The following is a 21,586-nucleotide window of genomic DNA, read 5'->3' as shown; positions in this document are numbered from 1 at the left end:
GAAGACTCGTTAGCACTCTGGTGTGGAGAGTGCTGACAGCAAGTCTAGGGATGCGCTGGCACTCACGCAACGTGAGTGCCAGCCCCGTGACGCCGTGTGGCGCGCCCGTAGGCTTGCCGGGTGGAGATGGCCGAACTGACCGCCCTGCTGACCCCCGACGGGCTTCGGCTCCTCGACGCGCTGCCCGCCGTCGAATCCGCCGACGACGTGGCCCGCACGGTCACGCGGCTCCGCAGAGAGGGGCACTCCCCCGACCTCGTCTCGGCGGTCGTGACGCAGTCGCGGCTGCGCACGCGGGCGACCGCGAAGTTCGGGCCGTTCGCCCAGCGGATGCTGTTCACCCGCGCGGGCCTCGAGCAGGCCACGCGGCTTCCCATCGCCGCGCGGCACGCCGGGCGCTTCCGCGACGCAGGGATCGCGCGGGTCGCCGACCTGGGATGCGGCATCGGCGGTGACGCGCTCGGGCTCGCCGGGCTCGGGCTGGAGGTCACCGCGGTCGACGCCGACGAGGTCACCGCGGCCATCGCCGCCTACAACCTGGCCCCGTTCGGCGAGGCGGTCACCGTCGCCCACGGCACGGCGGAGGACGCCGACCTCGCCGACGTCGACGCCGTATGGCTCGACCCCGCCCGCCGCACCTCCGGTCACTCCGAGACCAGGCGCACCCGGCCGGAGGACTGGTCGCCGTCGCTCGACTGGGTGCTCGCGCTCGCCGCGCGCCTGCCCGCCGGGATCAAGCTGGGCCCGGGACTCGAGCGCGATCTCGTGCCCGACGACGTCGAGGCGCAGTGGGTGAGCGCCGACGGGTCGACGATCGAGCTCGTGCTCTGGTCGCGCGCGCTCGCGCGGCCCGGCGTGCGCCGGGCCGCGCTCGTGGTCCGCGGCGACGAGGCGCACGAGCTGACCGCAGCGGGCGACGCGCCCGACGAGGGCGTCCGCGCCATCGGGGCGTTCCTGCACGAGCCGGACGGCGCGGTCATCCGCGCACGCCTCATCGGCGAGGTGGCGCGGTCGCTCGACGCGGGCATGCTCGACGAGCACATCGCGTACCTGACGTCGGATGCCGCGCTCACGAGCCCGTTCGTGTCGAGCTTCCGCGTGCGCGAGACAATGCCCGTCAAGGTTCCGGCGATCAACGCCGCTCTGCGCGCGCAGGGCATCGGGCGCCTCGAGATCAAGAAGCGCGGAATCGACGTCGATCCCGCGCAGTTCCGCAAGAAGCTGACGCTGCGCGGCGACGCGGAGGCGACCCTCATCCTCACCCGGGTCGGCGCCGAACGGGTGGCGATCCTCGCGGACCGGGTCAGCCGATGATCGAGGCGCGCGCCGCGGCGTAGACGAGCCAGCCCGCGCTGTAGAGCACGGACACCCCGCCGACCACGATCGCCCACACTGCGACAGCGCGGCTCTCGAGCGGGCGCCGGAGCGCGAGGATGCCGGTGACGATGCCGACGATGCCGATCGGGAACCCCCACCCGACGAAGAGCGACACGATCAGCCCCAGGATCGACGACGCGAGCCCCCACCCGGCGAGTCCCCGGCTGGGCCGCTCCGCCGGCATCGCCCACTGAGCCGTCACGGCCTGCTCCTCGTTGGTGCCCGGCTCGGCGGGGGCCGACTGGGAGGTCACGGCCACCGGGGCCGTGGGGAGACGCTGGAACCCCCCGCGATGCACGCCGGGGAGCGGCGTCGCCTCATCGGCGAGTGACACGTCCGGCGAGGGCGGCTCGACAGCCGGTGCGGCGGGTCGAGCGGGCGCACCTGCGGGGACGGTGGGCACGCCCCCGGGGGCGGCCGGTTCGCGAGCGCCGGCTCCGGGGGCGGCCGGTTCGCGAGCGCCCGCGTCGGGACGCGGCATCCGCTCGTCGCCGCTCACGCGACCCGCTCCGCGACCTGGATCTCGGTCACCGGCAGCGTCGAGTCGGCCCCGAAGTGCAAGGTGGAGGGCGCGCCTCCCGACATCACGAGCTCGGCGGCGAGCGCCGCGATCATCGCGCCGTTGTCGGTGCACAGCGACAGCGGCGGGATGCGCACGGTGACGCCCTCGGCGGCGGCGCGTTCGAGGGCGACGTCGCGCAGCCGGCGGTTCGCGATGACGCCGCCGCCCAGCAGCAGCCGCGGGACCCCGTGGTCGCGACAGGCGGCGAGCGCCTTCGTCACCAGCACGTCGACGACCGCCTCGCGGAAGCTCGCCGCGACATCGGCGACGGGCACGGGCTCGCCCTCCGCCTCACGCTGCTCGACCCAGCGCGCGACCGCCGTCTTGAGGCCCGAGAACGAGAAGTCGTAGCGGTGGTCGGCCATGTCGCTGGCGCGCGACAGTCCGCGTGGGAAGCGGATGGCGTTGGGATCGCCGGATGCTGCTGCACGGTCGATCTCCGGACCCCCGGGATACGGCAGCCCGAGCAGCCGGGCGACCTTGTCGAACGCCTCGCCGGCGGCGTCGTCCATCGTCTCTCCGAGCAGCACGACGTCGCTCGTGAGATCGCGCACCAGGAGGAGCGACGTGTGCCCGCCCGAGACGAGGAGCGCGACGGTGGGATATTCAAGCGGCGGGGCCTCGGCGTCGAGGATGTCGGCGGCGATGTGCCCGACGAGGTGGTTCACGGCGTAGAGGGGCCGGTCGAGCGACACGGCGAGCGCCTTCGCCGCTCCCACGCCGACCATGAGCGCCCCGGCGAGCCCCGGCCCGGACGTCACAGCGACGGCGTCGATGTCGGACAGCGCGACGCCGGACTCGGCGAGCGCCGCCTGGATCGCGGGCTCGAGCGCCTCGAGGTGGGCGCGCGCGGCGACCTCGGGCACGACCCCGCCGTAGCGGGCGTGCTCATCCATCGAACTGGCGATCGTGTTGGACAGCAGCGTGCGACCGCGGACGATGCCGATGCCGGTCTCGTCGCAGCTCGTCTCGATGCCGAGGATCAGCGGCTCTTCCCGATTCACGTGCACACTCCGGCGTCGTCGGCCGACACGGTGCCGGCGGCGGTCCACCCGCGCAGGTCGAGCTTCATCACGACGGCGTCCACGTCGTCGGGCTGGTAATAGCGCGGACGCCTGCCGACCTCGAGGAAGCCCTCCGAGGCGTACAGCGCCTGCGCGACGGGGTTGTCGGCCCGCACCTCGAGGAACACGTCCTGGACGCCGCGGCCTGCGGCCTCGCCGAGCAGAGCGCGCAGCAGGGCGCGCCCGCGCCCGCGGCCGCGGGAGGTCTCGGCGATCGCGATGGTCTGGACATCGGCGTCCTTCGCCCCGCGCACCGCGCGGAGACCCGCGTAGCCGAGCACATTCCCGGCCTCCTCGTCGACGACGTACCAGCCGTGGGGCGAGCCCAGCTCTTCGCGCATCATCGCGTCGGACCAGGCGTCGGTGGGGAACGACGCCCGCTCGAGCGTCATGATCGCCGCGAGGTCGTCAGGGGTGGCGGTCCGGAGGCTCACGAGCCGACCCTCTTCGGCGCGCCGGGCAGGGTCACATCCGGCGAGCGGAGGTAGAGCGCGTCCACCGGGCCGACCGAGCGCCCCGCGGCGAGCGCCCGCGCCGCGCACAGCGCCACGAGCGAAGCCGGGATGCGGTCCGCGTCGCGGCGGCGCGCCCCTTCGCGTCCGAGCAGCGAGTCGAGGTCGTCGCGCGGCGAGAGCGCGGGCTCGGCCAGGCGGATCGGCAGCCCGTCGTCGTCGAGTCCGCGATAGAGCGTGAAGGCGAACTCGCGCCGGCGCGCATCCGTCACGACGGCGAAGGTCTCGGCGTCGCCGTCGAGCCCGCCCGTGAGGGCATCGTGGAGCAGCAGTTCGAGCGCGACCGCGTCGTGGCTCGCGACGGGCACGACCGGGATGCCGCGCCCGAGCGCGAACGCGCGCGCCGCCGCGATCCCGACCCGCAGGCCGGTGAACGGACCGGGTCCCATGCCCGCGGCGACATGCGTGATGCCCGCGGCGGTGGCCGAGGCCTCGGCCAGCGCGCGCTCGATGAGATCGCCGATCACCTCGGCGTGCCCGCGGGGATCGGCGCTCTCGACCTGCGAGCGCACCACGCCGTCCTGCTCGACGACCGCCACCGCGGAGCCGAGGGAGGTGTCGATGCCGAGGATCACCCCTCCAGGGTAGTCGGCGCGCCGATCTGCCGACCTCAGGGTCGGCGGGAGATCGTCACGACGCGCGGAGTGTCGGCGTCGAGCTGCTCGGTGGCACGCGAGTACGTGCCGCACGCGGTATCGACGCCGCGTCCGTGCCACTCCCGATCGAGCTCGACCTCCCACCAGTGCTCGCGCAGACCGTCGACCATGCCGCGCCCCCACTCCACGACGACCGCAGAGGCGTCGAAATCGATGTCGAGGTCGTCGAGTTCGGCGGCGGACCCGAGCCGATAGGCGTCGACGTGCACGAGGGGCGTCCCGCCGGCGAGCGAGGGGTGGGTCCGCGCGAGCACGAAGGTCGGGCTCTGCACGGGGCCGCGCACGCCGAGCCCGGCGCCGATCCCGCGCGTGAGCGTCGTCTTGCCCGCCCCCAGCGGACCGGTGAGCACGACCAGGTCGCCGGGGCGCAGCATCCGTCCGATCTGCTCCCCCAGCGCTTCCATGTCGCCCGGCGACGCGATCTCGCGAGTGCCGACGAGTGGGTCGAGGCCTGTCAGCGTGTCTTCCACACCCGGTGCAACGCCCGAGAGGTCGCCGGACTTCCCCGTCATGCCTGCACCTGTCGCCGGGGCACCCGCGGACCGATGCGCGTCACGACCTCGTAGTTGATCGTGCCCGCGGCCGCCGCCCACTCGTCTGCGGCAGGGGCGCCGAGGGTCGGGTCGCCGAAGAGCACGACCTCGTCGCCGACGGCGACCGGGGTGTCGCCGACGTCGACGACGAACTGGTCCATCGCGATGCGTCCGGCGACGGCATGGCGGCGCCCGCCGATCGACACCGGCCCCGCACCGGAGGCCTGCCGGGGCACGCCGTCGGCGTAGCCGAGGGGCACGAGGGCGAGGGTCGTATCGCGAGGGGCACGGAAGTCGTAGCCGTACGAGACGCCCTGCCCGGCGGGCACGCGGCGCACGGCGGCGACCGCACCGCGCAGCGTCATCGCCGGGCGGAGGCCCAGCTCGGCCGAGCTGCGGTCCGCGAACGGGGACAGCCCGTACATGCCGATGCCGATCCGCACGCAGCCCAGACGCGTCTCGGGCAGCTCGATCGCGGCGTGCGTCGCCGCGAGGTGACGCAGCGGAGGGGCGAGGCCCAGCGTCGCCGCCAGCGACACCGCGTCCTCGAAGGCGCGCAGGGCGGCGCGGTCGTCGTCGGCCGACGCGTTGGACAGGTGGCTGAAGAGCGCGATCACCCGCAGCTTGCCGATGCGCTCGAGACGCGCGGCCTCGGCGAAGACGATCCGCTGGTCGGCGGGCGCGATGCCGTTGCGCGAGAGCCCGGTCTCGAGCTTCAGGTGCACCCCGACGGGGCGGTCGGCGGATGCCGCGGCCGCAGCGGCCAGCAGTTGCTCGAAGCTCGAGATTCCGAGCTCGACCCCGAGCGCGGCCGCCTCGGCGAACGACGTGCCGGGCGCGTGCAGCCATGCGACGATCGGCGCGTCGATGCCCGCACGCCGCAGCGCGACCGCCTCGGCGATCTCGGCGACGCCCAGCCTCGTGGCGCCCCCGGCGAGGGCGGCCACGGCGGAGCGGACGGCGCCATGACCGTAGCCGTCGGCCTTCACGACCGCGATCACCTCGGAGTCGGTGAGCCTCCGGAGATGGCGCACGTTGTCTTCGATGGCGCCGACGTCGATCGTCGCCTCGCGCATCGCCCCGGGAGGGAGCCGGGTCATCGCTGAGCCTCCGGCAGGAGCAGCGCCTCGGCGATCACGTAGGCCGTGGCGAAGCCCGCATCGTGCGACATCGACAGGTGGAGCGTGGTGATTCCGCGCGCCTCGACGGCCTCGCGGGTCGTGCCGGTGAGCGTGAACCACGGGCGGCCGGATGCCTCGGGGGTGATCTCGATCTCGGTCCAGTGCACGCCGTCCGAGCCGCCGAGCGCCTTGATGAGGGCCTCCTTGGCCGCGAAGCGAGCCGCCAGGGAGCGGGGATTGAGTGCGCGCTCCTTCTCCGAGAAGAGCCGCTCCACCAGCCGCGGAGTCCGCTCGAGCGTGCGCTCGAAGCGGGCGATGTCGACCAGGTCGACGCCGATCCCGACGATCACGAGAATCTCCTGTCACGCCGCGGTCGCGGCATCCGTCACCCTATCGCGGCGCGAATGACCGACCGCCCGTCGGGACTACTCGACGGTGACGGACTTCGCGAGGTTGCGGGGCTGGTCGACGTCGAGCCCCTTGGCCGTGGCCAGGCCCATCGCGAAGATGTGGAGCGGCACGACGGCGAGCAGCGGCTCGAAGAGCGGACCGGCCAGCGGGATGCGCAGCACCTCGTCCGCCTTGGGAAGCACCGCGGCGTCGCCTTCTTCTGCGATCGCGATGACCCGGGCGCCGCGCGCGCGGATCTCCTCGATGCTCGAGATGACCTTCTTGTGCATCTCGGCCGACTGCCGCGGCGAGGGCACGATCACGAAGACCGGCTGACCGGGCTCGATCAGCGCGATGGGGCCGTGCTTGAGCTCGCCCGCCGCGAAGCCCTCGGCGTGGATGTACGCGAGCTCCTTGAGCTTGAGAGCGCCCTCGAGGGCGATCGGGTAGCCGACGTGGCGGCCGAGGAAGAGCACCGAGCGGGTGTCGGCCATCCAATGCGCGAACTGCTCGATGCGCGGCTGCTCGCGCTCGAGGATCTGCGCGATCTTGGCCGGGATGGCCTCGAGCTCGCGGACGTGGGCGGCGGCATCCGTCGCCGAGACGACGCCGCGGACGCGACCGACGTGCAGGCCCATGAGGTACAGCGCCGTCACCTGGGCGACGAACGCCTTGGTCGACGCGACCGCGACCTCCGGACCGGCGTGGGTGTAGACGATCGCGTCGGACTCGCGCGGGATCGTCGCACCCTGCGTGTTGCAGATCGACAGGGTCTTTGCGCCGCGCTCGCGGGCGTACTTGACGGCCATGAGCGTGTCCATGGTCTCGCCGGACTGGCTGATCGACACGACGAGGGTGTCGGGACCGATCACCGGGTCGCGGTAGCGGAACTCGTGCGCGAGCTCCACGTCGACGGGCACACGGGTCCACTGCTCGATGGCGTACTTGCCGACCTGCCCGGCGTACGCCGCCGTGCCGCAGGCGATGACGATGATGCGCGAGATGCCGACGAAGAGCTCGTCGAGTCCGTCGAGCTCGGGGATGACGACCTCGCCGTCGCGGAGGCGGCCGCGCAGCGTGTTGGCCACGGCCTCGGGTTCCTCGGAGACCTCCTTGGCCATGAACGACGACCAGCCGCCCTTGTCGGCCGCCGACGCATCCCACGTGACCTCGAACGGCTCGACCTCGACCGGGTTCCCGGAGAAGTCGGTGACCTGCACGCCCTCGGGCGTGATGGCGACGATCTGGTCCTGTCCGATCGCGAGCGCGTTGCGGGTGTGCTCGACGAACGCGGCGACGTCCGAGCCCAGGAAGTTCTCGCCCTCGCCCAGGCCGATCACGAGCGGCGAGTTGCGGCGGGCGCCGACGACGAGGCCCGGCTGGTCCTCGTGCATCGCGAGGAGCGTGAAGGCGCCCTCGAGGCGCGACACGACGTTGCGGAAGGCGACCACGAGGTCGCCCGCGGCACGGTACTCGCGTCCGAGCAGCACGGCCGCCACCTCGGTGTCGGTCTGGCTGCGGAAGGTGTACCCCTCGGCGAGGAGCTCGTCCTTCAGCTCGGAGAAGTTCTCGATGATGCCGTTGTGGATGACGGCGAGCTTGTCGTCATCGGCCAGATGCGGGTGGGCGTTGTCGTCGGTGGGGCCGCCGTGGGTGGCCCAGCGGGTGTGGCCGATGCCCGTCGTGCCGTCGGCGAGGGGTGCGGTGCCGAGGTCGTCGCGGAGGACCTTCAGCTTGCCTGCGCGCTTGCGCATGCCCAGATCGCCGTCGGCGTCGATCACCGCGATGCCGGCCGAGTCGTAGCCGCGGTACTCGAGCCGGGCGAGTCCGGCGAGGAGGATGGCCTGGCTCTGGCGCGGGCCCACGTATCCGACGATTCCACACATGCCCTCAATGGTAGGCGGGCGGTTATGCGAGGAGCCTGAACGAAAAGAGACGCCCTGATCAGCGGGAGATCGGATGCCGCGGTCAGAGCTTGCGGAGCAGCACCCGCTCGACGGTGTGGTCAGCCGCCTTCTGCAGAACGAGGCTCGCCCGGCCCCGGGTGGGCAGCACGTTCTCCATGAGGTTGGGCAGGTTGATGTCGTTCCAGTACCCGAGCGCCGTCTGCACCGCCTCCTCGTCGGTGAGGTGCGAGAAGACGTTGAAGAAAGAGCTCGGGTTCGCGAACGCCCCGGACTTGAGCGCCATGAAGCGCTCGACGTACCACTGCGAGATGTGGGCAGGGTCGGCGTCGACGTAGATCGAGAAGTCGAACAGGTCGCTCACGGCGACGTCGTGCGGCGCAGGCGGCGGCTGCAGCACGTTCAGCCCCTCGACGATGACGACGTCCGGCCGCCGCACCGTCGTGTGCGCATCGGGCACGATGTCGTACCGCATGTGCGAGTAGAACGGCGCGCGCACCTCGGGGGCGCCGCTCTTGACCTCCGTCAGGAACGAGACGAGCGCGCGGCGGTCGTAGGACTCGGGGAAGCCCTTGCGCGCCATGATCCCGCGGCGCTCGAGCTCGGCGTTGGGGTAGAGGAAGCCGTCGGTCGTGACGAGCTCGACGCGGGGCGTGTCGGGCCAGCGGCTCATGAGCTCGCGCAGGAGACGCGCGATGGTCGACTTGCCGACGGCGACCGAGCCGGCCACCGCGACGACGAACGGCGTCGTCGCCTCGGAGTCGTGGAGGAACGCACTCGTCTCGGCGCCGAGCTCCTTGGTCGACTTCGCGTACAGCGAGAGCAGCCTCGAGAGCGGCAGGTAGACCTGCGACACCTCGGCGATGTCGAGCCGGTCGCCGAGGCCTCGGATCTGCACGATCTCGGTCTCGGAGAGCGGCTGCGCCATGCCCGCTGCGAGACGGGCCCACTCACCGCGGTCGATCTCACGGTAGAGCGAGAGCGCGGGGCTGATCGTGGCTGCGTCGTCGGCGGACATCCCGCTCATCGTAACCTGCGCGAGCGGGCCCGCCCCCCGGAGGGAGCGGGCCCGCGTAGCACTGGACGATCCGAGGTCAGTCGGCCTCGTTGTGTCCGTGGTCGGGGTGAAGGCCTCCGCCGCCGCCCGCCCACGTGCCCTCGGGGCCTGCGGACACCGGCAGCGTGAGCTTGCCCGGAACCGGGACTCCGGCCACGCCGTTCACCGACTCGGTCGAGTAGGAGTACGCCAGCACCGCCAGCGCGATGGCGTCCGCGTTGATCTCGAGCGCCTCCATGCTGATGTTGTCGATGTCGTCGCACGCCTGGTGGTAGCACGGGTCGAGCCACTCACCCGCGACACCGCCCCAGATCTCGGCCTGCTCCGGCGTCTTCTCATCCTCGGCGCCGGTGAACAGACCGCCCGCCGGGATGCCGTTGAGGATGAACGCCTCGTAGTCGCTGCGGCCGCTGAACTCGGCGTCGTCGTAAGGCTGGCCGACGCTGGTGAAGTAGGCCTCGAACAGGTCCTCGATCTGGATCGAGCCCTCCGGCACGACGACCGGCGCCTCGAACGTCGACTCGTCACCGTCGTAGATCATGTAGATGAAGTTCGGCGATGCGACCATGTCGAAGTTCAGGTACAGCGCGATGCGCTCCTTCTCGGCGTCGCTCAGACCGTCGACGTACGCCGCCGACCCGACGAGGCCGACCTCTTCGGCACCCCACCACGCGAGACGGATGGTGTTCTGCGGCTCGAGCTTGGACAGGTTCTGGCCGAGTTCGAGGAGGGCCGCGGAGCCCGAGCCGTTGTCGTTGATGCCGGGGCCTGCCGGCACCGAGTCGAGGTGCGCGCCGGCCATCACGACGTTGTCGTCGTTGATGCCCGGAAGCTCGGCGATGACGTTCTTCTGCGGGCGGTTCTCGAGGAACATCGACACCGTGGCGGTCGAGCCGGGCTGAGCCAGGGCGGTGCCGGCCGCGAACGAGGTGTTGACGACCGGGATCGCGAGGTTCTCGGTGTTCTCGCCGATCAGCGTCACGTTCGTGATGATGCCCTCGTTGCCCGCCGTGCCGATGTTCATGATGATGACCGCCTCGGCGCCGGCGTTCTGGGCGTTACGGGCCTTCACACCGAACTGGCAGCCGCCCCGCTGGATGAGCGCGATGTCCATTCCGCCGGTGAAGTCGAGCCCGGAGAAGTCGGACGCGGTGCAGCCGCTCGTGCTCGCGGCCGGGTTCGCGAGGGAGAGGTCGACGGGGATGACCGGCCCCGTGACGGTGCCCTCGCCCGAGCCCGTCGAGAAGAAGCCGGCGGGGTGCGTGGCAGCGGCGGGGGTCAGCTGCTGGATCTTGGGCACGGGGACGATGTAGTCGAACTCGTCGATCGAGACCTCCCAGCCCGCGGCCTCCATCGTCTCGACGACGTAGGCGACGCTGTCCTCGTAGCCGGAGGTGTCGGCTGCCCGGTTGCCGCCGTTGGCGTCGGCGATCGCCTGGAACGCCTCGAGGTGCTCGAGCGCGCCCTCGGCCGTGACGCACTGCAGCAGCTTCGACACGGTGTTGTTGTTGCGGTTGTCGCACTTCGCCGCCGGCGCCGCTGTCGCGGCGGACGCCGGCGCGATCGCGAGTGCGAGCGCGGTGGCGCCGGCCGCCGCGAGCGCCACAGCGCTTCTCGCTGTGATGCGGGATCGATTCATGTTCTCTCCTTCACGAGGGCGCTCCTCTTCGAGCGCCGTTGCGCGCGGACCTGCCCCCTGGGGGCCCGCGAGCGGGGGACGGTGCCGGATAGGCACCTGGCGCCGAGGTTAAGCGGGCTTCGCCGTACGCGATAGGGGCCTGCGCGAGTTCTCATCCGGCCCTCATGTCGCGACACACGAGCGACGCACGCTCCTGTCGGCCGGTACTGTCGTGGCGTGCGCCTGGGAGTCCTCGACATCGGATCGAACACCGTCCACCTGCTCGTCGCCGACGTCCGCCCCGGCGGCCGGCCGCTCGCCACGACGAGCCGGCGGACGGTCCTGCGCCTGATGCGCTACCTCGGCCCGGACGGTGAGATCACCCCGGACGGCGTCGCCGCGCTGGTCGCCGCCGTCGCCGAGGCGCGCCGGGTCGCGGCATCCGAGAACGTCGACGAGCTCCTCGCCACCGCCACGTCGGCGGTCCGCGAGGCCGCGAACGGCCCCGAGGTCATCGCGCTCATCGAGGAGGCGCTGGGTCAGCCGCTGCAGGTGCTCGGCGGTGAGACCGAGGCGCGGTACACGTTCCTCGCGGTGCGGCGCTGGTTCGGCTGGGCGGCCGGGCAGATCCTGCTCTTCGACATCGGCGGAGGCTCGCTCGAGATCGCCGCCGGTGCCGACGAGCTGCCCGAGGCCGCGGCATCCGTCCCTCTCGGCGCCGGTCGCATGACGGTGCAGTTCCTGCCGGAGGACCCGCCCGGCGAGGACGCCGTCGAGCGACTGCGCGACCACGCGCGCACGACCCTCAAGCCCGTCGCCGAGACGTTCGGCCGCCTCTCCCGCCCCGACCACGTCGTCGGTTCATCCAAGGCCATCCGCTCCCTCGCGAAGCTGGTGGGCTACCCGGTGCCCGGCTGGTCCGGCATCGAGCGGATGCTGCTCCCCCGCGCCTCGCTCAGCTCGTGGATCCCGCGCCTGGCGCGCATCCCCGCATCGGCGCGGCAGGAGCTGCCGGGCATCACGCCCGACCGCACGTTCCAGATCGTCGCCGGCGCGGTGGTGCTGCACGAGGCGATGCGGGCACTCGACGTGGACGAGCTCGAGGTCTCGCCCTGGGCGCTGCGCGAGGGCGTACTGCTGCGCTACATCGAGTCGCTGTCATGGAGCGCGCCGTCCCCCTGACCGCCGGGGTCAGGGGAACGGACGGACGACCTGGGCCTCAGAGCGCGAGGCGCTCGCGGACGACGGCCGCCAGACGCTCGGCGTGCGCGTGGGCGTCCTCGGCGGAAGCGGCCTCGACCATCACGCGCACGAGCGGCTCGGTGCCCGATGGGCGCAGGAGCACGCGTCCGGAGTCGCCGAGCTCGGCGGCGGCGGCCGCGACCGCTTCCGAGACACCCTGGTCGGTGTTCGCGCGCGATCGATCGACGCCCTTCACGTTGACCAGCACCTGCGGGTACACGGTCATGATCGAGGCGAGCTCGGCGAGCGTCTTCTTCTGACGCGCCATCTCGGCCAGCAGATGCAGCCCGGTCAGCAGGCCGTCGCCGGTAGTGGCGAACTCGCTCATGATGACGTGGCCGGACTGCTCGCCGCCGAGGGCGAAGCCGCCCTCGTTCATGCGCTCGAGCACGTAGCGGTCGCCGACCGCCGTCTGCTCGACGCGGATGCCGTGGTCGGCCATCGCGCGGTGGAGGCCCAGGTTGCTCATGACCGTGGCGACGAGCGTGTCGTCGGCAAGGCGGCCGCGGTCCTTCATGGCCACCGCGAGGATCGCCATGATCTGGTCGCCGTCGACGATCCGGCCGTCCGCGTCGACCGCGAGGCAGCGGTCGGCATCGCCGTCGTGGGCGATCCCCACGTCGGCGCCGTGAGCGAGCACCGCCTGCGCCAGGTTGTCGAGGTGGGTCGAGCCGACACCGTCGTTGATGTTCAGGCCGTCCGGATCCGCGCCGATGACGGTGACCCGCGCACCAGCGTCACGGAAGGTCTCGGGAGATACGCCGGACGCCGCACCGTGCGCGCAGTCGAGCACGACGTGGATGCCGTCGAGGCGATGGGGCAGCGACCCGAGGAGGTGCACGACGTAGCGGTCCTCGGCGTCGGCGAAGCGGCGGATCCGCCCGACCTCCGCGCCCGTGGGCTGAAGCTTCGGGCCGGCCATCGCGTGCTCGATGCGCTCCTCGACGACGTCAGGGAGCTTGACGCCGCCGCGGGCGAAGATCTTGATGCCGTTGTCAGGCGCGGGGTTGTGCGAGGCCGAGACCATGACGCCGAAGTCGGCGTCCATGTCGGCGATGAGGAACGCCGTCGCCGGGGTGGGCAGCACTCCCGCGTCGAGGACGTCGACGCCCGACGAGGCGAGGCCCGCCTCGACGGCGGCCGACAGGAACTCGCCGGAGACGCGCGGGTCGCGTGCGACCACCGCCGTGATGCGCTTGCCGGCCGCGCGGCGCGCGTCGGCAGAACGGCCCTGGCCCAGGACGACAGCGGTCGCCTGAGCCAGGGAGAGTGCGAGATCGGCGGTGAGGGGGCCGTTGGCCAGCCCCCTCACCCCGTCCGTGCCAAAGATCGGCATACGGAACGAGAGCCGATCAGCGCTTCGAGTACTGAGGCGCCTTGCGGGCCTTCTTGAGACCGGCCTTCTTGCGCTCGATGACGCGGGCGTCGCGCGAGAGGAAGCCGGCCTTCTTGAGGGCGGGGCGGTTGTTCTCGGCGTCGATCTCGTTCAGCGCGCGGGCGATGCCGAGGCGCAGGGCACCGGCCTGGCCCGAGGGGCCGCCGCCGGAGATGCGCACGATGACGTCGTAGGCGCCGGTGAGGTTGAGCACCGTGAACGGGTCGGTGATCAGCTGCTGGTGCAGCTTGTTCGGGAAGTAGTCCTCGAACTCACGGCCGTTGACGGTGATGACGCCCGAGCCGGGGATGAGGCGCACGCGGGCGATGGCCTGCTTGCGGCGACCGACGGCCGAACCGGGAACCGAGAGCACGGGGCGCTCGGCTGCAGCGGCAGCGGACTCGTCGACCTGGGTCTCGGTCGAGTAGCTGGTGGGTTCTTCGATGTTCGCCACGAGTGTGTCCTTATTCTCTGCGGTGCTTACTGGGCGACCTGGTCGAGGGTGTACGTCTTGGGCTGCTGGGCCGAGTGGGGGTGCTCGGCGCCGCGGTAGACCTTCAGCTTCGAGAGCTGCTGACGTCCGAGGCTGTTCTTGGGGAGCATGCCGCGGATGGCCTTCTCGACAGCACGGACGGGGTTCTTCTCGAGCAGCTCCTCGTACGAGACGGCGGTGAGGCCGCCCGGGTAGCCCGAGTGGCGGTACGCCATCTTCTTCTGGAGCTTCTGGCCGGTGAGGGCCACCTTCTCGGCGTTGACGATGATGACGAAGTCACCGGTGTCGATGTGGTTCGCGAAGGTCGGCTTGTGCTTCCCGCGCAGGAGCGCGGCGGCGTGCGAGGCGAGGCGGCCGAGGACGACGTCGGTTGCGTCGATGACCAGCCACTCGCGCTGGGTCTCGCCAGCCTTGGGGGTGTAAGTGCGCGTCACAGTAGTGCTGCTTTCTTGATCGAACGGAGAGGTTCGTGAATCCCACTCCGGGGTGGTTCGCCAGGCCGAGGGCCTTGCCGAACACGCCAGTGGAGGGCTCACGTTCGTGGTGCCGGGTCAGCTGAGCCGCACACCAAAGGTCGAGTCTACGGCATCCGAATGCCCTGGCCAAACCAAGGATCGACGGCGGCGTCGCGCCTGCTCGCTATCCTCGTCGTCATGTCCGCACCGACGCCGGCCGCCCGTTCCGCGATCACGCCGTCGACCTCGGTCCAGCGCACCTACAGGTATCTTCGGATCGCCATCGCCGGCACGGTCGTCGCGATCTTCGCCTCCGTCGCGGTCGCGTCGGTCTCGGTCGGCTGGCTGACCTCGGTGAGCGACTACTTCTACACCCCCGCGCGCAACGCGTTCGTCGGCGCCCTCATCGCCGCCGCCCTCGCCCTCGTCGCACTGTCCGGCCGGGGCACGGAGCGCGCCCTCCTCGACGCGGCCGCGCTGTTCGCTCCGCTCATCGCCCTGGTGCCGACGACGCTGGCGCCGGGGACCGTTCCCGATGTGGTCGTGCCGTGCACCGTCCGCTGCTTTCCCCCCGCCTTCGAAGCGGATGCCGCGAACGGCGTCATCACGTACCTCATCGTCGGTGGGCTCACCGTCCTCGTCGCCCTCCTGCTCGTCGCGCTGCGGCAGGTGTCGCTGACCGCGGTCGGCTTCTCTCTCGTGATCACCACGGCGGTCCTCGTCGTCGTCGGAGCCTCGTGGCTCTTCGCTCGCGAGGCGTTCCTCGCGCAGGGCCATTTCGTCGCCACGACGGCATTCTTCGGGCTCTTCGCCGCGGTCGCGATCATCAACGCCTTCCCACGCCGGGGCGCTCCGCCGGCGCCGGTGTACCGCGTGCTGTACGTCGCGATCGCCCTCGCCCTCGTCGGCGTGCTCGTGGTCTACGTCCTGCTCCTCCCCCAGGCGGACGCGCACGGCCTGCCGATCGTGCTGCTCGCCGAAGCCGCCGCCCTCGCCCTGTTCTTCGCGTTCTGGGTCGTGCAAGGAATCGAGAAGTGGCGCGAGGACGACCCGACGCTGATGGCGGCGGTTCACCCTCCCGCCGACTGAGCGTCGCCGTCCCGCCCCCGGCACGACACCGCGCCGGAGTATCCCTGGAGCGAGCGGCAGATCGCCGCGGGTCAGGAGAACTGCTTCTTGCGCCTCTCGGTGATCGGCTGCGGCTACCTCGGAGCGGTACACGCCTCCGCCATGGCCTCCCTCGGTCACGACGTCGTCGGCGTGGACGTCGACGACGGCAGGATCTCGCGACTTTCGAGCGGGGTCGCGCCGTTCTTCGAGCCGCATCTCGAGCCGCTCCTCCGCGACGGCCTGCGCTCAGGTCGCCTCCGGTTCAGCACCGATCCGGCCGCGGCATCCGGCTCGGCGGTGCACTTCCTCGCGGTGGGCACGCCGCAGCAGCGGGGCGGGCACGCCGCCGACCTCACCTACGTCGATGCGGCGGTGGACGCGCTCACGCCGCACCTGCGTCCGGGAGACATCGTCGCGGGCAAGTCGACCGTGCCCGTCGGCACCGCGGCGCGGCTCGCACCCCGGATCGAGCGGACGGGCGCGACCCTCGTCTGGAACCCCGAGTTCCTGCGGGAGGGCTGGGCCGTCAAGGACACGATCGAGCCCGACCGGCTGGTGGTCGGTGCGGGACCGGATGCCGCGGCCGCCGTCGACGCGCTGCGCGAGGTCTATCGTCCGGCGGTCGACGCCGGCACACCCTTCATCGTCACCGACTGGGCCACCGCCGAGCTCGTGAAGGTGGCCGCCAACGCCTTCCTCGCGACCAAGATCTCTTTCATCAACGCCATGGCCGAGATCGCCGAGGTCACCGCGCGGACGTCACCCAGCTCGCCGACGCGCTCGGCCACGATGCGCGCATCGGCCGGCGCTTCCTCGGCGCCGGGATCGGGTTCGGGGGCGGCTGCCTCCCGAAGGACATCCGCGCGTTCGCGGCGCGTGCCGAGGAGCTCGGACGCGGAGACGCGGTGGGCTTCCTCCGCGAGGTGGACGCGGTGAACCTCCGCCGCCGCGAGCGAGCGGTCGACCTGGTGGTCGACGGCCTCGGCGGATCGGTCTTCGAGAAGCGCGTGACGCTCCTCGGCGCGGCCTTCAAGCCCTTCAGTGACGACATCCGGGACTCGCCGGCCCTCGACGTCGCCATCCGGCTCCGCGGACTCGGTGCGCACGTGACGGTGACCGACCCCGCCGCACTCGACAACGCGCGACGGGAGCATCCCCAGCTGACGTATGTGGACGATCGCGACGACGCCCTCCGCGGGGCCGACGCCATCGTGCTGGTCACCGAGTGGGACCATTACCGGCGGGAGCTGGATCCCGCGCACGCGGCCTCTCTCACCGACGGCCGCGTGGTGGTGGACGGACGCAACGGATGGGACGCCCGGGCCTGGCGAGCCGCGGGCTGGACGTACCTCGGAATGGGTCGGCCCTGATCGCGTCCTCAGCGCGCACAGCCTGACCCGGGAGCGCGCTCCGATTGTTTCCGGCATGTTTCGGATGTGTCGGGCAGGTAAACGATTCGTGAGTTCGCGTAATAACTGTTGATCGTTTGCGTCAGGGTATGCCACGGTTATCCGGACAGCCGGACCGACGGCACTCGCAGCCCCGATACTGCGAGCGCTGACTGGGATGGTCCATGTGCTGTCATCTGGGGGCCTCGCCGTAGCGGCTCGACTGGTCGCGCGCTCTCTGTGGGCGACCCTCTTCCTGCGCGGCTCCGGTCGCGTTCCAGCATCGCGAATTTGGGGTTCACATGCTTCCTGGCACGACTTTCTCGACCGCTTTTTCCGCCGTTTCCGGCGCTTCTTCGACATCCACCGCTCCGAGCTTCAGCTGGTACTCGCTGGGCGACCTGTGGAACACCGTCGCTCCGTACTTCCCGCTCGCCGTCGCAGGCACGATCGTGTGGGGACTCTGGCTCTACCGCGTCATCCTCTCGGCGCGGGTCAAGCCGATCGAGAGCGATTACCGGACAACCACCTCGGTGATCGTCCCCTCGTACCACGAGGACCCCGACATCCTGATGCGCTGCCTGGACACCTGGCGTGGCCAGAACCCGACCGAGATCATCATCGTGCTCGATGTCGCCGACCTCGAGGCGTACGACCGGATCGTCGCGCTCGAGGACCCGCGGATCAAGCCGATCCTCTTCCACCACGCCGGCAAGCGCTCCGCGCTGGGCGTCGGGATCCGCGAGGCGACCAGCGAGATCCTGGTGCTCACCGACTCCGACACGTCGTGGACCCGCGGACTGCTCGACAACGTGCAGAAGCCCTTCATCGACCCCCTGGTCGGCGGCGTGAGCACGCAGCAGAACGTGTACCAGCGCGGCTCCAGCATCTGGCGCCGGGTGGCCGACTGGCTCGTCGATCTGCGCTACTACAACTACGTCCCCGCGATGGGAGCCGCCGGCGCCGTGCCGATCATCTCGGGTCGCACCGCGGTCTACCGTCGCGCGGCCGTGCTCCCCGTGGTCGACAACCTCGAGAACGAGTTCTTCCTCGGGCGCCGGTGCATCGCCGGCGACGACGGGCGGCTCACGTGGCTCGTGCTCGCGTCGGGCTACAAGACCGTGCACCAGCGCTCCGCGAAGGCGCTGTCGATGTTCCCCTCCAGCTTCCGCGCGTTCGTCAAGCAGCGCGTCCGGTGGAGCCGCAACTCGTACCGCACGTATCTCACCGCGATGTTCAAGGGCTGGCTGTGGCGGACGCCGTTCGTGACCAAGATCACCGTGCTGCAGATCCTGCTCACGCCGGTCACGATGGGCCTGACGGTCTTCTACATCATCTTCAGCCGGCTCGAGCCGACGCCGATCGCCATCTGGGCGACCGTCGCCTGGCTGCTCATCGGCCGAGGCATCCGCGGGTTCTCGCACCTGCGGCGCCGCCCGCTGGACATCTTCCTCCTGCCGGTCGTGACGCTCACCGTCATCTTCATCGCGCTGCCCATCAAGCTCTACGCGTTCGTCACGATGAACAAGCAGGGCTGGCTGACCCGCCACGCCGACCAGATCGGCGGCGACGGCCAGACCGCGCGCACGCTCACGCCCGAGCCGCAGTTCGCCGCGGGTCGCGAGATCGTGGCGGAGGCCGCCTGATGCGCGCCGCACGTCTGCCGCGTCTCGCGGCCACCGCCATCGTGCTCGGCGTCGCCGCTGCACTGACAGTCCCGCTCGCCGCGCACGCGGCGACGACGACCCCGGCGCCGACTCCGACGGTCGAGCCGGAGCCCGCCGGGGCGGCCGTCCCGGAGACCGGCGGCGTCCAGGGCGACCCGTATCCGGGCGATGCGGCCCTCGAGGCACAGCTGGTCGCGTCGGAGGAGCGCCGTCTCATCGACGTTCGCGCGATCTCGAACGCCGCAGGGTGGACGAACGTCAACCAGGGTCGGCCGTACCGCCTCGTGACGGGGAACACGTACACGCTCGTCCTGATCCGGCGCGAGGCGCCGTACACGCTGGACGACCTTCTCGAGTACGCCCCGAGCACGTTCGTGCGGCAGCCCGACGGCTCCTACCTGCTGTCGGAGAACATCGTCGTCGAACAGGGCGCCACCCTGCAGCTGAGCTCGGAGGAGGGGCTCGTGCTGCACATGCTGTCGACCCCCAACGCCTTCGTCTCGATCGTCACGATCGGCGGCGCCCTGAAGTTCGGCGGCACCGACGACAAGCGCGTCGAGGTGACGAGCTGGGACCCGGTGGCCAAGGTCGTCGACTCGACCACGGCGGACGGACGCGCGTACCTCCGGGTCACGGGCGGTCACGCCGCCTTCTCGCACGTCGAGTTCCACAACCTGGGCTTCTGGTCGGGGTCCACCGGCGGGGTTTCGCTCACCGGCACCGCCGCGCCGGAGACGCTCTCCGCCGACGAGGACCAGAACCGCGAGACGGAGACCGAGAGCGAAGCGGGCCCGACCGTGTACGGGACCGACATCTACCCGGCGGGCGGCGCGGAGCTGCTCAACCTCGCGCCAGATCTCGGCGGCTACAGCTACGTCTCGGCCGCGATCGACGATGTGCACAGCCGTGACAACGCGTTCGGCATGTTCATCACGAGCGCGGAGGGCGTCGACATCCGCGACTCCACGTTCGACAACAACCTGGTCGACGGTCTCGTGCTCCACCGCGGCGTGAGCAACACCGTCGTGCACAACACGTCGGCGTCGCACAACGGCGTCGACGGGGTCAGCGTGACCCGCGCCGCCACCGGTGTGATCCTGGACCGCATCACAGCCGGTGAGAACGGCCGCAACGGCATCCGTCTGGAGGGCGGCCCGCTCGCCGACGGTCCCAGCGCCACCGGGACCGCGACCGGCGACTACGGCAACAACACGGTGTCGAACTCGCTCGTCAGCGGCAACGGACGGTACGGCATCGAGGTGGTCGGTGGCGAGAACCTCGTCATCGACGGCAACTCGGTGTCGGACCAGCAGATGGGCATCGTGGTGGCGGATGCCGTCACCGGCGTGACCATCACCGACAACATCGTCGAGCACTCCGACGAGCACGCCATCGCCCTCCGCGGCGGCGTGACGGGCGCGACCATCCAGGGCAACAGCGTCGAGGGCGGGACGGTCGGCATCTTCCTGCGCGACGCGTCCGGACTCATCGACCGCAATACCGTCGCGGGCGTCGGGAACCACGCCGTCACGCTCATCCGGGGCGTCGAGGAGTCCACGATCAGCAACAACGTCGTGTCGGGCCGCGGCCCGAGCGCGATCGACGTGGCCCGCGCCGGCATCGAGCCGGTCGTCGAGAACAACGACACCGAGGCATGGCAGGGCACGAAGCCGCTGGACGTGATCCTGCGCAGCATCTTCCAGCCGCTCACGGTCATGTGGATCCTGCTCGGCCTCGCCGTCGTGATCACCGCCTTCACGGGGCTGCGCAGCCGCCGGCACCGCCAGGGGATCCGTCACCCGTACGAGTCCCACCGCTCGCTCGACCAGCTCACCGCGGGCGTCGCCGACCCCGCCGCGCTGGGGCGCGCTCCGCGCGCGACCGGCGAGGGGCAGACGGCATGATCACCCAGCTGACAGAGCGTCCCTGGCTGCTCGCCGCCCTCTCTTTCCTCGCAGGCGCCGTCACGATCCTGCTCGTGTGGGGCATCGCCTCGCTCATCGCCGCGGGCAGCCGGCCGATCGACGCCGGCGCGAACCCGACCTCATCGCCGGGACGCACGGAATCCCCGGTCGAGACGCCGGAGCCGAGCGACGAGGAGCAGCCGTCCGCCACGATCCCGGCCACGCCCGGCACCGACAGCCAGGCATCCCCGGTCGACTGCTCGTCGAGCACGGTCGAGGTGCGCAGCGCCGATGAGCTGTCGTCCGCGCTCGCGGACGCCGAGCCGGGCGACGTCATCGAGATGGCGCCCGGAACCTATGTCGGCGAGTTCGTCGCCACCGTCTCGGGCACGGACGACGACCCGATCACCCTGTGCGGGCCTGCGGATGCCGTGCTCGACGGCGGCGACTGGAAGGGCGACTACGTCTTCCACCTCGACGGCGCTCGGTACTGGCACCTCAAGGGCTTCTCGGTCACCAACGGGCAGAAGGGCGTGATGGCCGACGGCACCGTCGGCTCGACGATCGAGGGTCTCACGGTCTTCCACATCGGCGACGAGGCGATCCATCTGCGCAAGCACTCGACCGACAACCTCATCGTCGGCAACGACGTGAGCGACACGGGCCTGCGGCGCGAGAAGTTCGGCGAGGGCATCTACATCGGCACGGCCGAGAGCAACTGGGAGACGATCACCGGCGGCGAGCCCGACAACTCGGACCGCAACGTCATCCAGGACAACCACATCCACGGCACGACGTCCGAGGCGATCGACATCAAAGAGGGCACGACGGGGGGCATCGTCCGCGGCAACACGTTCGACGGTGCCGCGATCGTCGGCGCCGACTCGTGGGTCGACGTCAAGGGCAACGGATGGGTCATCGAGGACAACCGGGGCGTCAACTCGCCGCTCGACGGTTTCCAGACCCACGAGATCGGCAACGGCGGCTGGGGAACGGGCAACGTGTTCCGCGGCAACACCGCCGACGTCAACGGACCCGGCTTCGGGTTCTCACTCACTCCCGAACGCGACAACGTCGTCGCGTGCGACAACAAGGTCTCTGAAGCAGGCGAAGGGTACTCCAATGTCGACTGCCGCTGAGAAACCCGCCGTCCCGATC

General features: G+C 71.1%; 19 protein-coding genes and 1 pseudogene. 7 read left to right on the top strand and 13 right to left on the bottom strand.

The genetic code is table 11. From position 1 onward, the window contains the following. Positions 1-120 precede the first annotated feature (120 nt). Positions 121-1,314 (top strand): class I SAM-dependent methyltransferase, encoded by a 1,194-nt coding sequence (locus OB08_RS01030; protein ID WP_461471205.1) that lies wholly within the window; start codon positions 121-123, stop codon positions 1,312-1,314. On the opposite strand, the gene OB08_RS01025 is transcribed toward OB08_RS01030, so the two are convergent. The 10 genes from OB08_RS01025 to OB08_RS00980 form a co-directional block, all read right to left on the bottom strand. Beyond that, positions 1,304-1,876 carry a hypothetical protein gene (locus OB08_RS01025; RefSeq protein WP_461471203.1) on the bottom strand — a complete coding sequence of 191 codons (573 nt, stop codon included), beginning with the start codon at positions 1,874-1,876 and terminating at the stop codon, positions 1,304-1,306. The genes OB08_RS01030 and OB08_RS01025 overlap by 11 nt on opposite strands. Further along, positions 1,873-2,949: a tRNA (adenosine(37)-N6)-threonylcarbamoyltransferase complex transferase subunit TsaD gene (tsaD, locus tag OB08_RS01020; protein ID WP_461471201.1), complete on the bottom strand. Its 1,077-nt coding sequence runs from the start codon at positions 2,947-2,949 to the stop codon at positions 1,873-1,875. The genes OB08_RS01025 and tsaD overlap by 4 nt, the downstream gene beginning before the upstream one ends. Next, a complete protein-coding gene (gene rimI / locus OB08_RS01015) occupies positions 2,940-3,437 on the bottom strand; it encodes a ribosomal protein S18-alanine N-acetyltransferase (RefSeq protein WP_461471199.1) in 498 nt (165 codons plus the stop codon). The genes tsaD and rimI overlap by 10 nt, the downstream gene beginning before the upstream one ends. Continuing rightward, positions 3,434-4,090, bottom strand: a complete 657-nt coding sequence (gene tsaB, locus OB08_RS01010) for a tRNA (adenosine(37)-N6)-threonylcarbamoyltransferase complex dimerization subunit type 1 TsaB (RefSeq protein ID WP_461471197.1) — start codon at positions 4,088-4,090, stop codon at positions 3,434-3,436. Before tsaB ends, rimI begins: the two co-directional genes overlap by 4 nt. Before the next feature lie 35 nt (positions 4,091-4,125). Next, a complete protein-coding gene (tsaE, locus tag OB08_RS01005) occupies positions 4,126-4,575 on the bottom strand; it encodes a tRNA (adenosine(37)-N6)-threonylcarbamoyltransferase complex ATPase subunit type 1 TsaE (RefSeq protein WP_461471318.1) in 450 nt (149 codons plus the stop codon). A gap of 104 nt (positions 4,576-4,679) precedes the next feature. Beyond that, on the bottom strand, positions 4,680-5,804 hold the full coding sequence (alr, locus tag OB08_RS01000) for an alanine racemase (RefSeq protein ID WP_461471195.1): 1,125 nt from the start codon (positions 5,802-5,804) through the stop codon (positions 4,680-4,682). Continuing rightward, entirely contained in the window at positions 5,801-6,175 is a 375-nt protein-coding gene (locus tag OB08_RS00995; RefSeq protein WP_461471193.1) for a holo-ACP synthase, read from the bottom strand. The genes alr and OB08_RS00995 overlap by 4 nt, the downstream gene beginning before the upstream one ends. A 75-nt stretch (positions 6,176-6,250) precedes the next feature. After that, the gene (glmS, locus tag OB08_RS00990; protein WP_461471191.1) at positions 6,251-8,101 is read right to left on the bottom strand and encodes a glutamine--fructose-6-phosphate transaminase (isomerizing); all 1,851 of its coding nucleotides are present in this window, start codon (positions 8,099-8,101) and stop codon (positions 6,251-6,253) included. A gap of 82 nt (positions 8,102-8,183) precedes the next feature. Then, a complete protein-coding gene (gene coaA / locus OB08_RS00985; RefSeq protein WP_461471189.1) occupies positions 8,184-9,137 on the bottom strand; it encodes a type I pantothenate kinase in 954 nt (317 codons plus the stop codon). 76 nt (positions 9,138-9,213) lie between these two features. Then, a complete protein-coding gene (locus tag OB08_RS00980) occupies positions 9,214-10,815 on the bottom strand; it encodes a M28 family metallopeptidase (protein WP_461471187.1) in 1,602 nt (533 codons plus the stop codon). A gap of 216 nt (positions 10,816-11,031) precedes the next feature. Between OB08_RS00980 and OB08_RS00975 the strand changes: the two genes are divergently transcribed. Continuing rightward, positions 11,032-11,976 (top strand): Ppx/GppA phosphatase family protein, encoded by a 945-nt coding sequence (locus tag OB08_RS00975; RefSeq protein ID WP_461471186.1) that lies wholly within the window; start codon positions 11,032-11,034, stop codon positions 11,974-11,976. Positions 11,977-12,013: 37 nt separating this feature from the next. Here OB08_RS00975 and glmM read toward each other — a convergent pair whose 3' ends face one another. Genes glmM through rplM form a run of 3 tightly spaced genes read right to left on the bottom strand, consistent with a single transcriptional unit; the run spans position 12,014 to position 14,338 of the window. Next, positions 12,014-13,372, bottom strand: a complete 1,359-nt coding sequence (glmM, locus tag OB08_RS00970; protein ID WP_461471184.1) for a phosphoglucosamine mutase — start codon at positions 13,370-13,372, stop codon at positions 12,014-12,016. 16 nt (positions 13,373-13,388) lie between these two features. Further along, a complete protein-coding gene (gene rpsI / locus OB08_RS00965; RefSeq protein WP_461471182.1) occupies positions 13,389-13,865 on the bottom strand; it encodes a 30S ribosomal protein S9 in 477 nt (158 codons plus the stop codon). Between the two features lie 26 nt (positions 13,866-13,891). Further along, positions 13,892-14,338 (bottom strand): 50S ribosomal protein L13, encoded by a 447-nt coding sequence (gene rplM, locus OB08_RS00960; RefSeq protein ID WP_461471180.1) that lies wholly within the window; start codon positions 14,336-14,338, stop codon positions 13,892-13,894. 219 nt (positions 14,339-14,557) lie between these two features. Between rplM and OB08_RS00955 the strand changes: the two genes are divergently transcribed. The 5 genes and pseudogenes from OB08_RS00955 (at position 14,558) to OB08_RS00935 (ending at position 21,567) form a co-directional block, all read left to right on the top strand. Continuing rightward, positions 14,558-15,448 carry a hypothetical protein gene (locus OB08_RS00955; protein ID WP_461471178.1) on the top strand — a complete coding sequence of 297 codons (891 nt, stop codon included), beginning with the start codon at positions 14,558-14,560 and terminating at the stop codon, positions 15,446-15,448. 87 nt (positions 15,449-15,535) lie between these two features. Then, positions 15,536-16,839 (top strand): annotated as a pseudogene (locus OB08_RS00950) (UDP-glucose dehydrogenase family protein). A gap of 320 nt (positions 16,840-17,159) precedes the next feature. Next, positions 17,160-18,503 carry a glycosyltransferase gene (locus tag OB08_RS00945; protein WP_461471176.1) on the top strand — a complete coding sequence of 448 codons (1,344 nt, stop codon included), beginning with the start codon at positions 17,160-17,162 and terminating at the stop codon, positions 18,501-18,503. Beyond that, a complete protein-coding gene (locus tag OB08_RS00940; RefSeq protein ID WP_461471174.1) occupies positions 18,503-20,428 on the top strand; it encodes a right-handed parallel beta-helix repeat-containing protein in 1,926 nt (641 codons plus the stop codon). The genes OB08_RS00945 and OB08_RS00940 overlap by 1 nt, the downstream gene beginning before the upstream one ends. Further along, positions 20,425-21,567 carry a right-handed parallel beta-helix repeat-containing protein gene (locus OB08_RS00935; protein WP_461471172.1) on the top strand — a complete coding sequence of 381 codons (1,143 nt, stop codon included), beginning with the start codon at positions 20,425-20,427 and terminating at the stop codon, positions 21,565-21,567. Before OB08_RS00940 ends, OB08_RS00935 begins: the two co-directional genes overlap by 4 nt. Positions 21,568-21,586: the final 19 nt, after the last annotated feature.

The organism is Microbacterium sp. HJ5, from assembly GCF_054824025.1.
The sequence above is the reverse complement of the archived record's forward strand: the minus strand, read 5'-3'. Positions and strand labels throughout refer to the sequence as shown.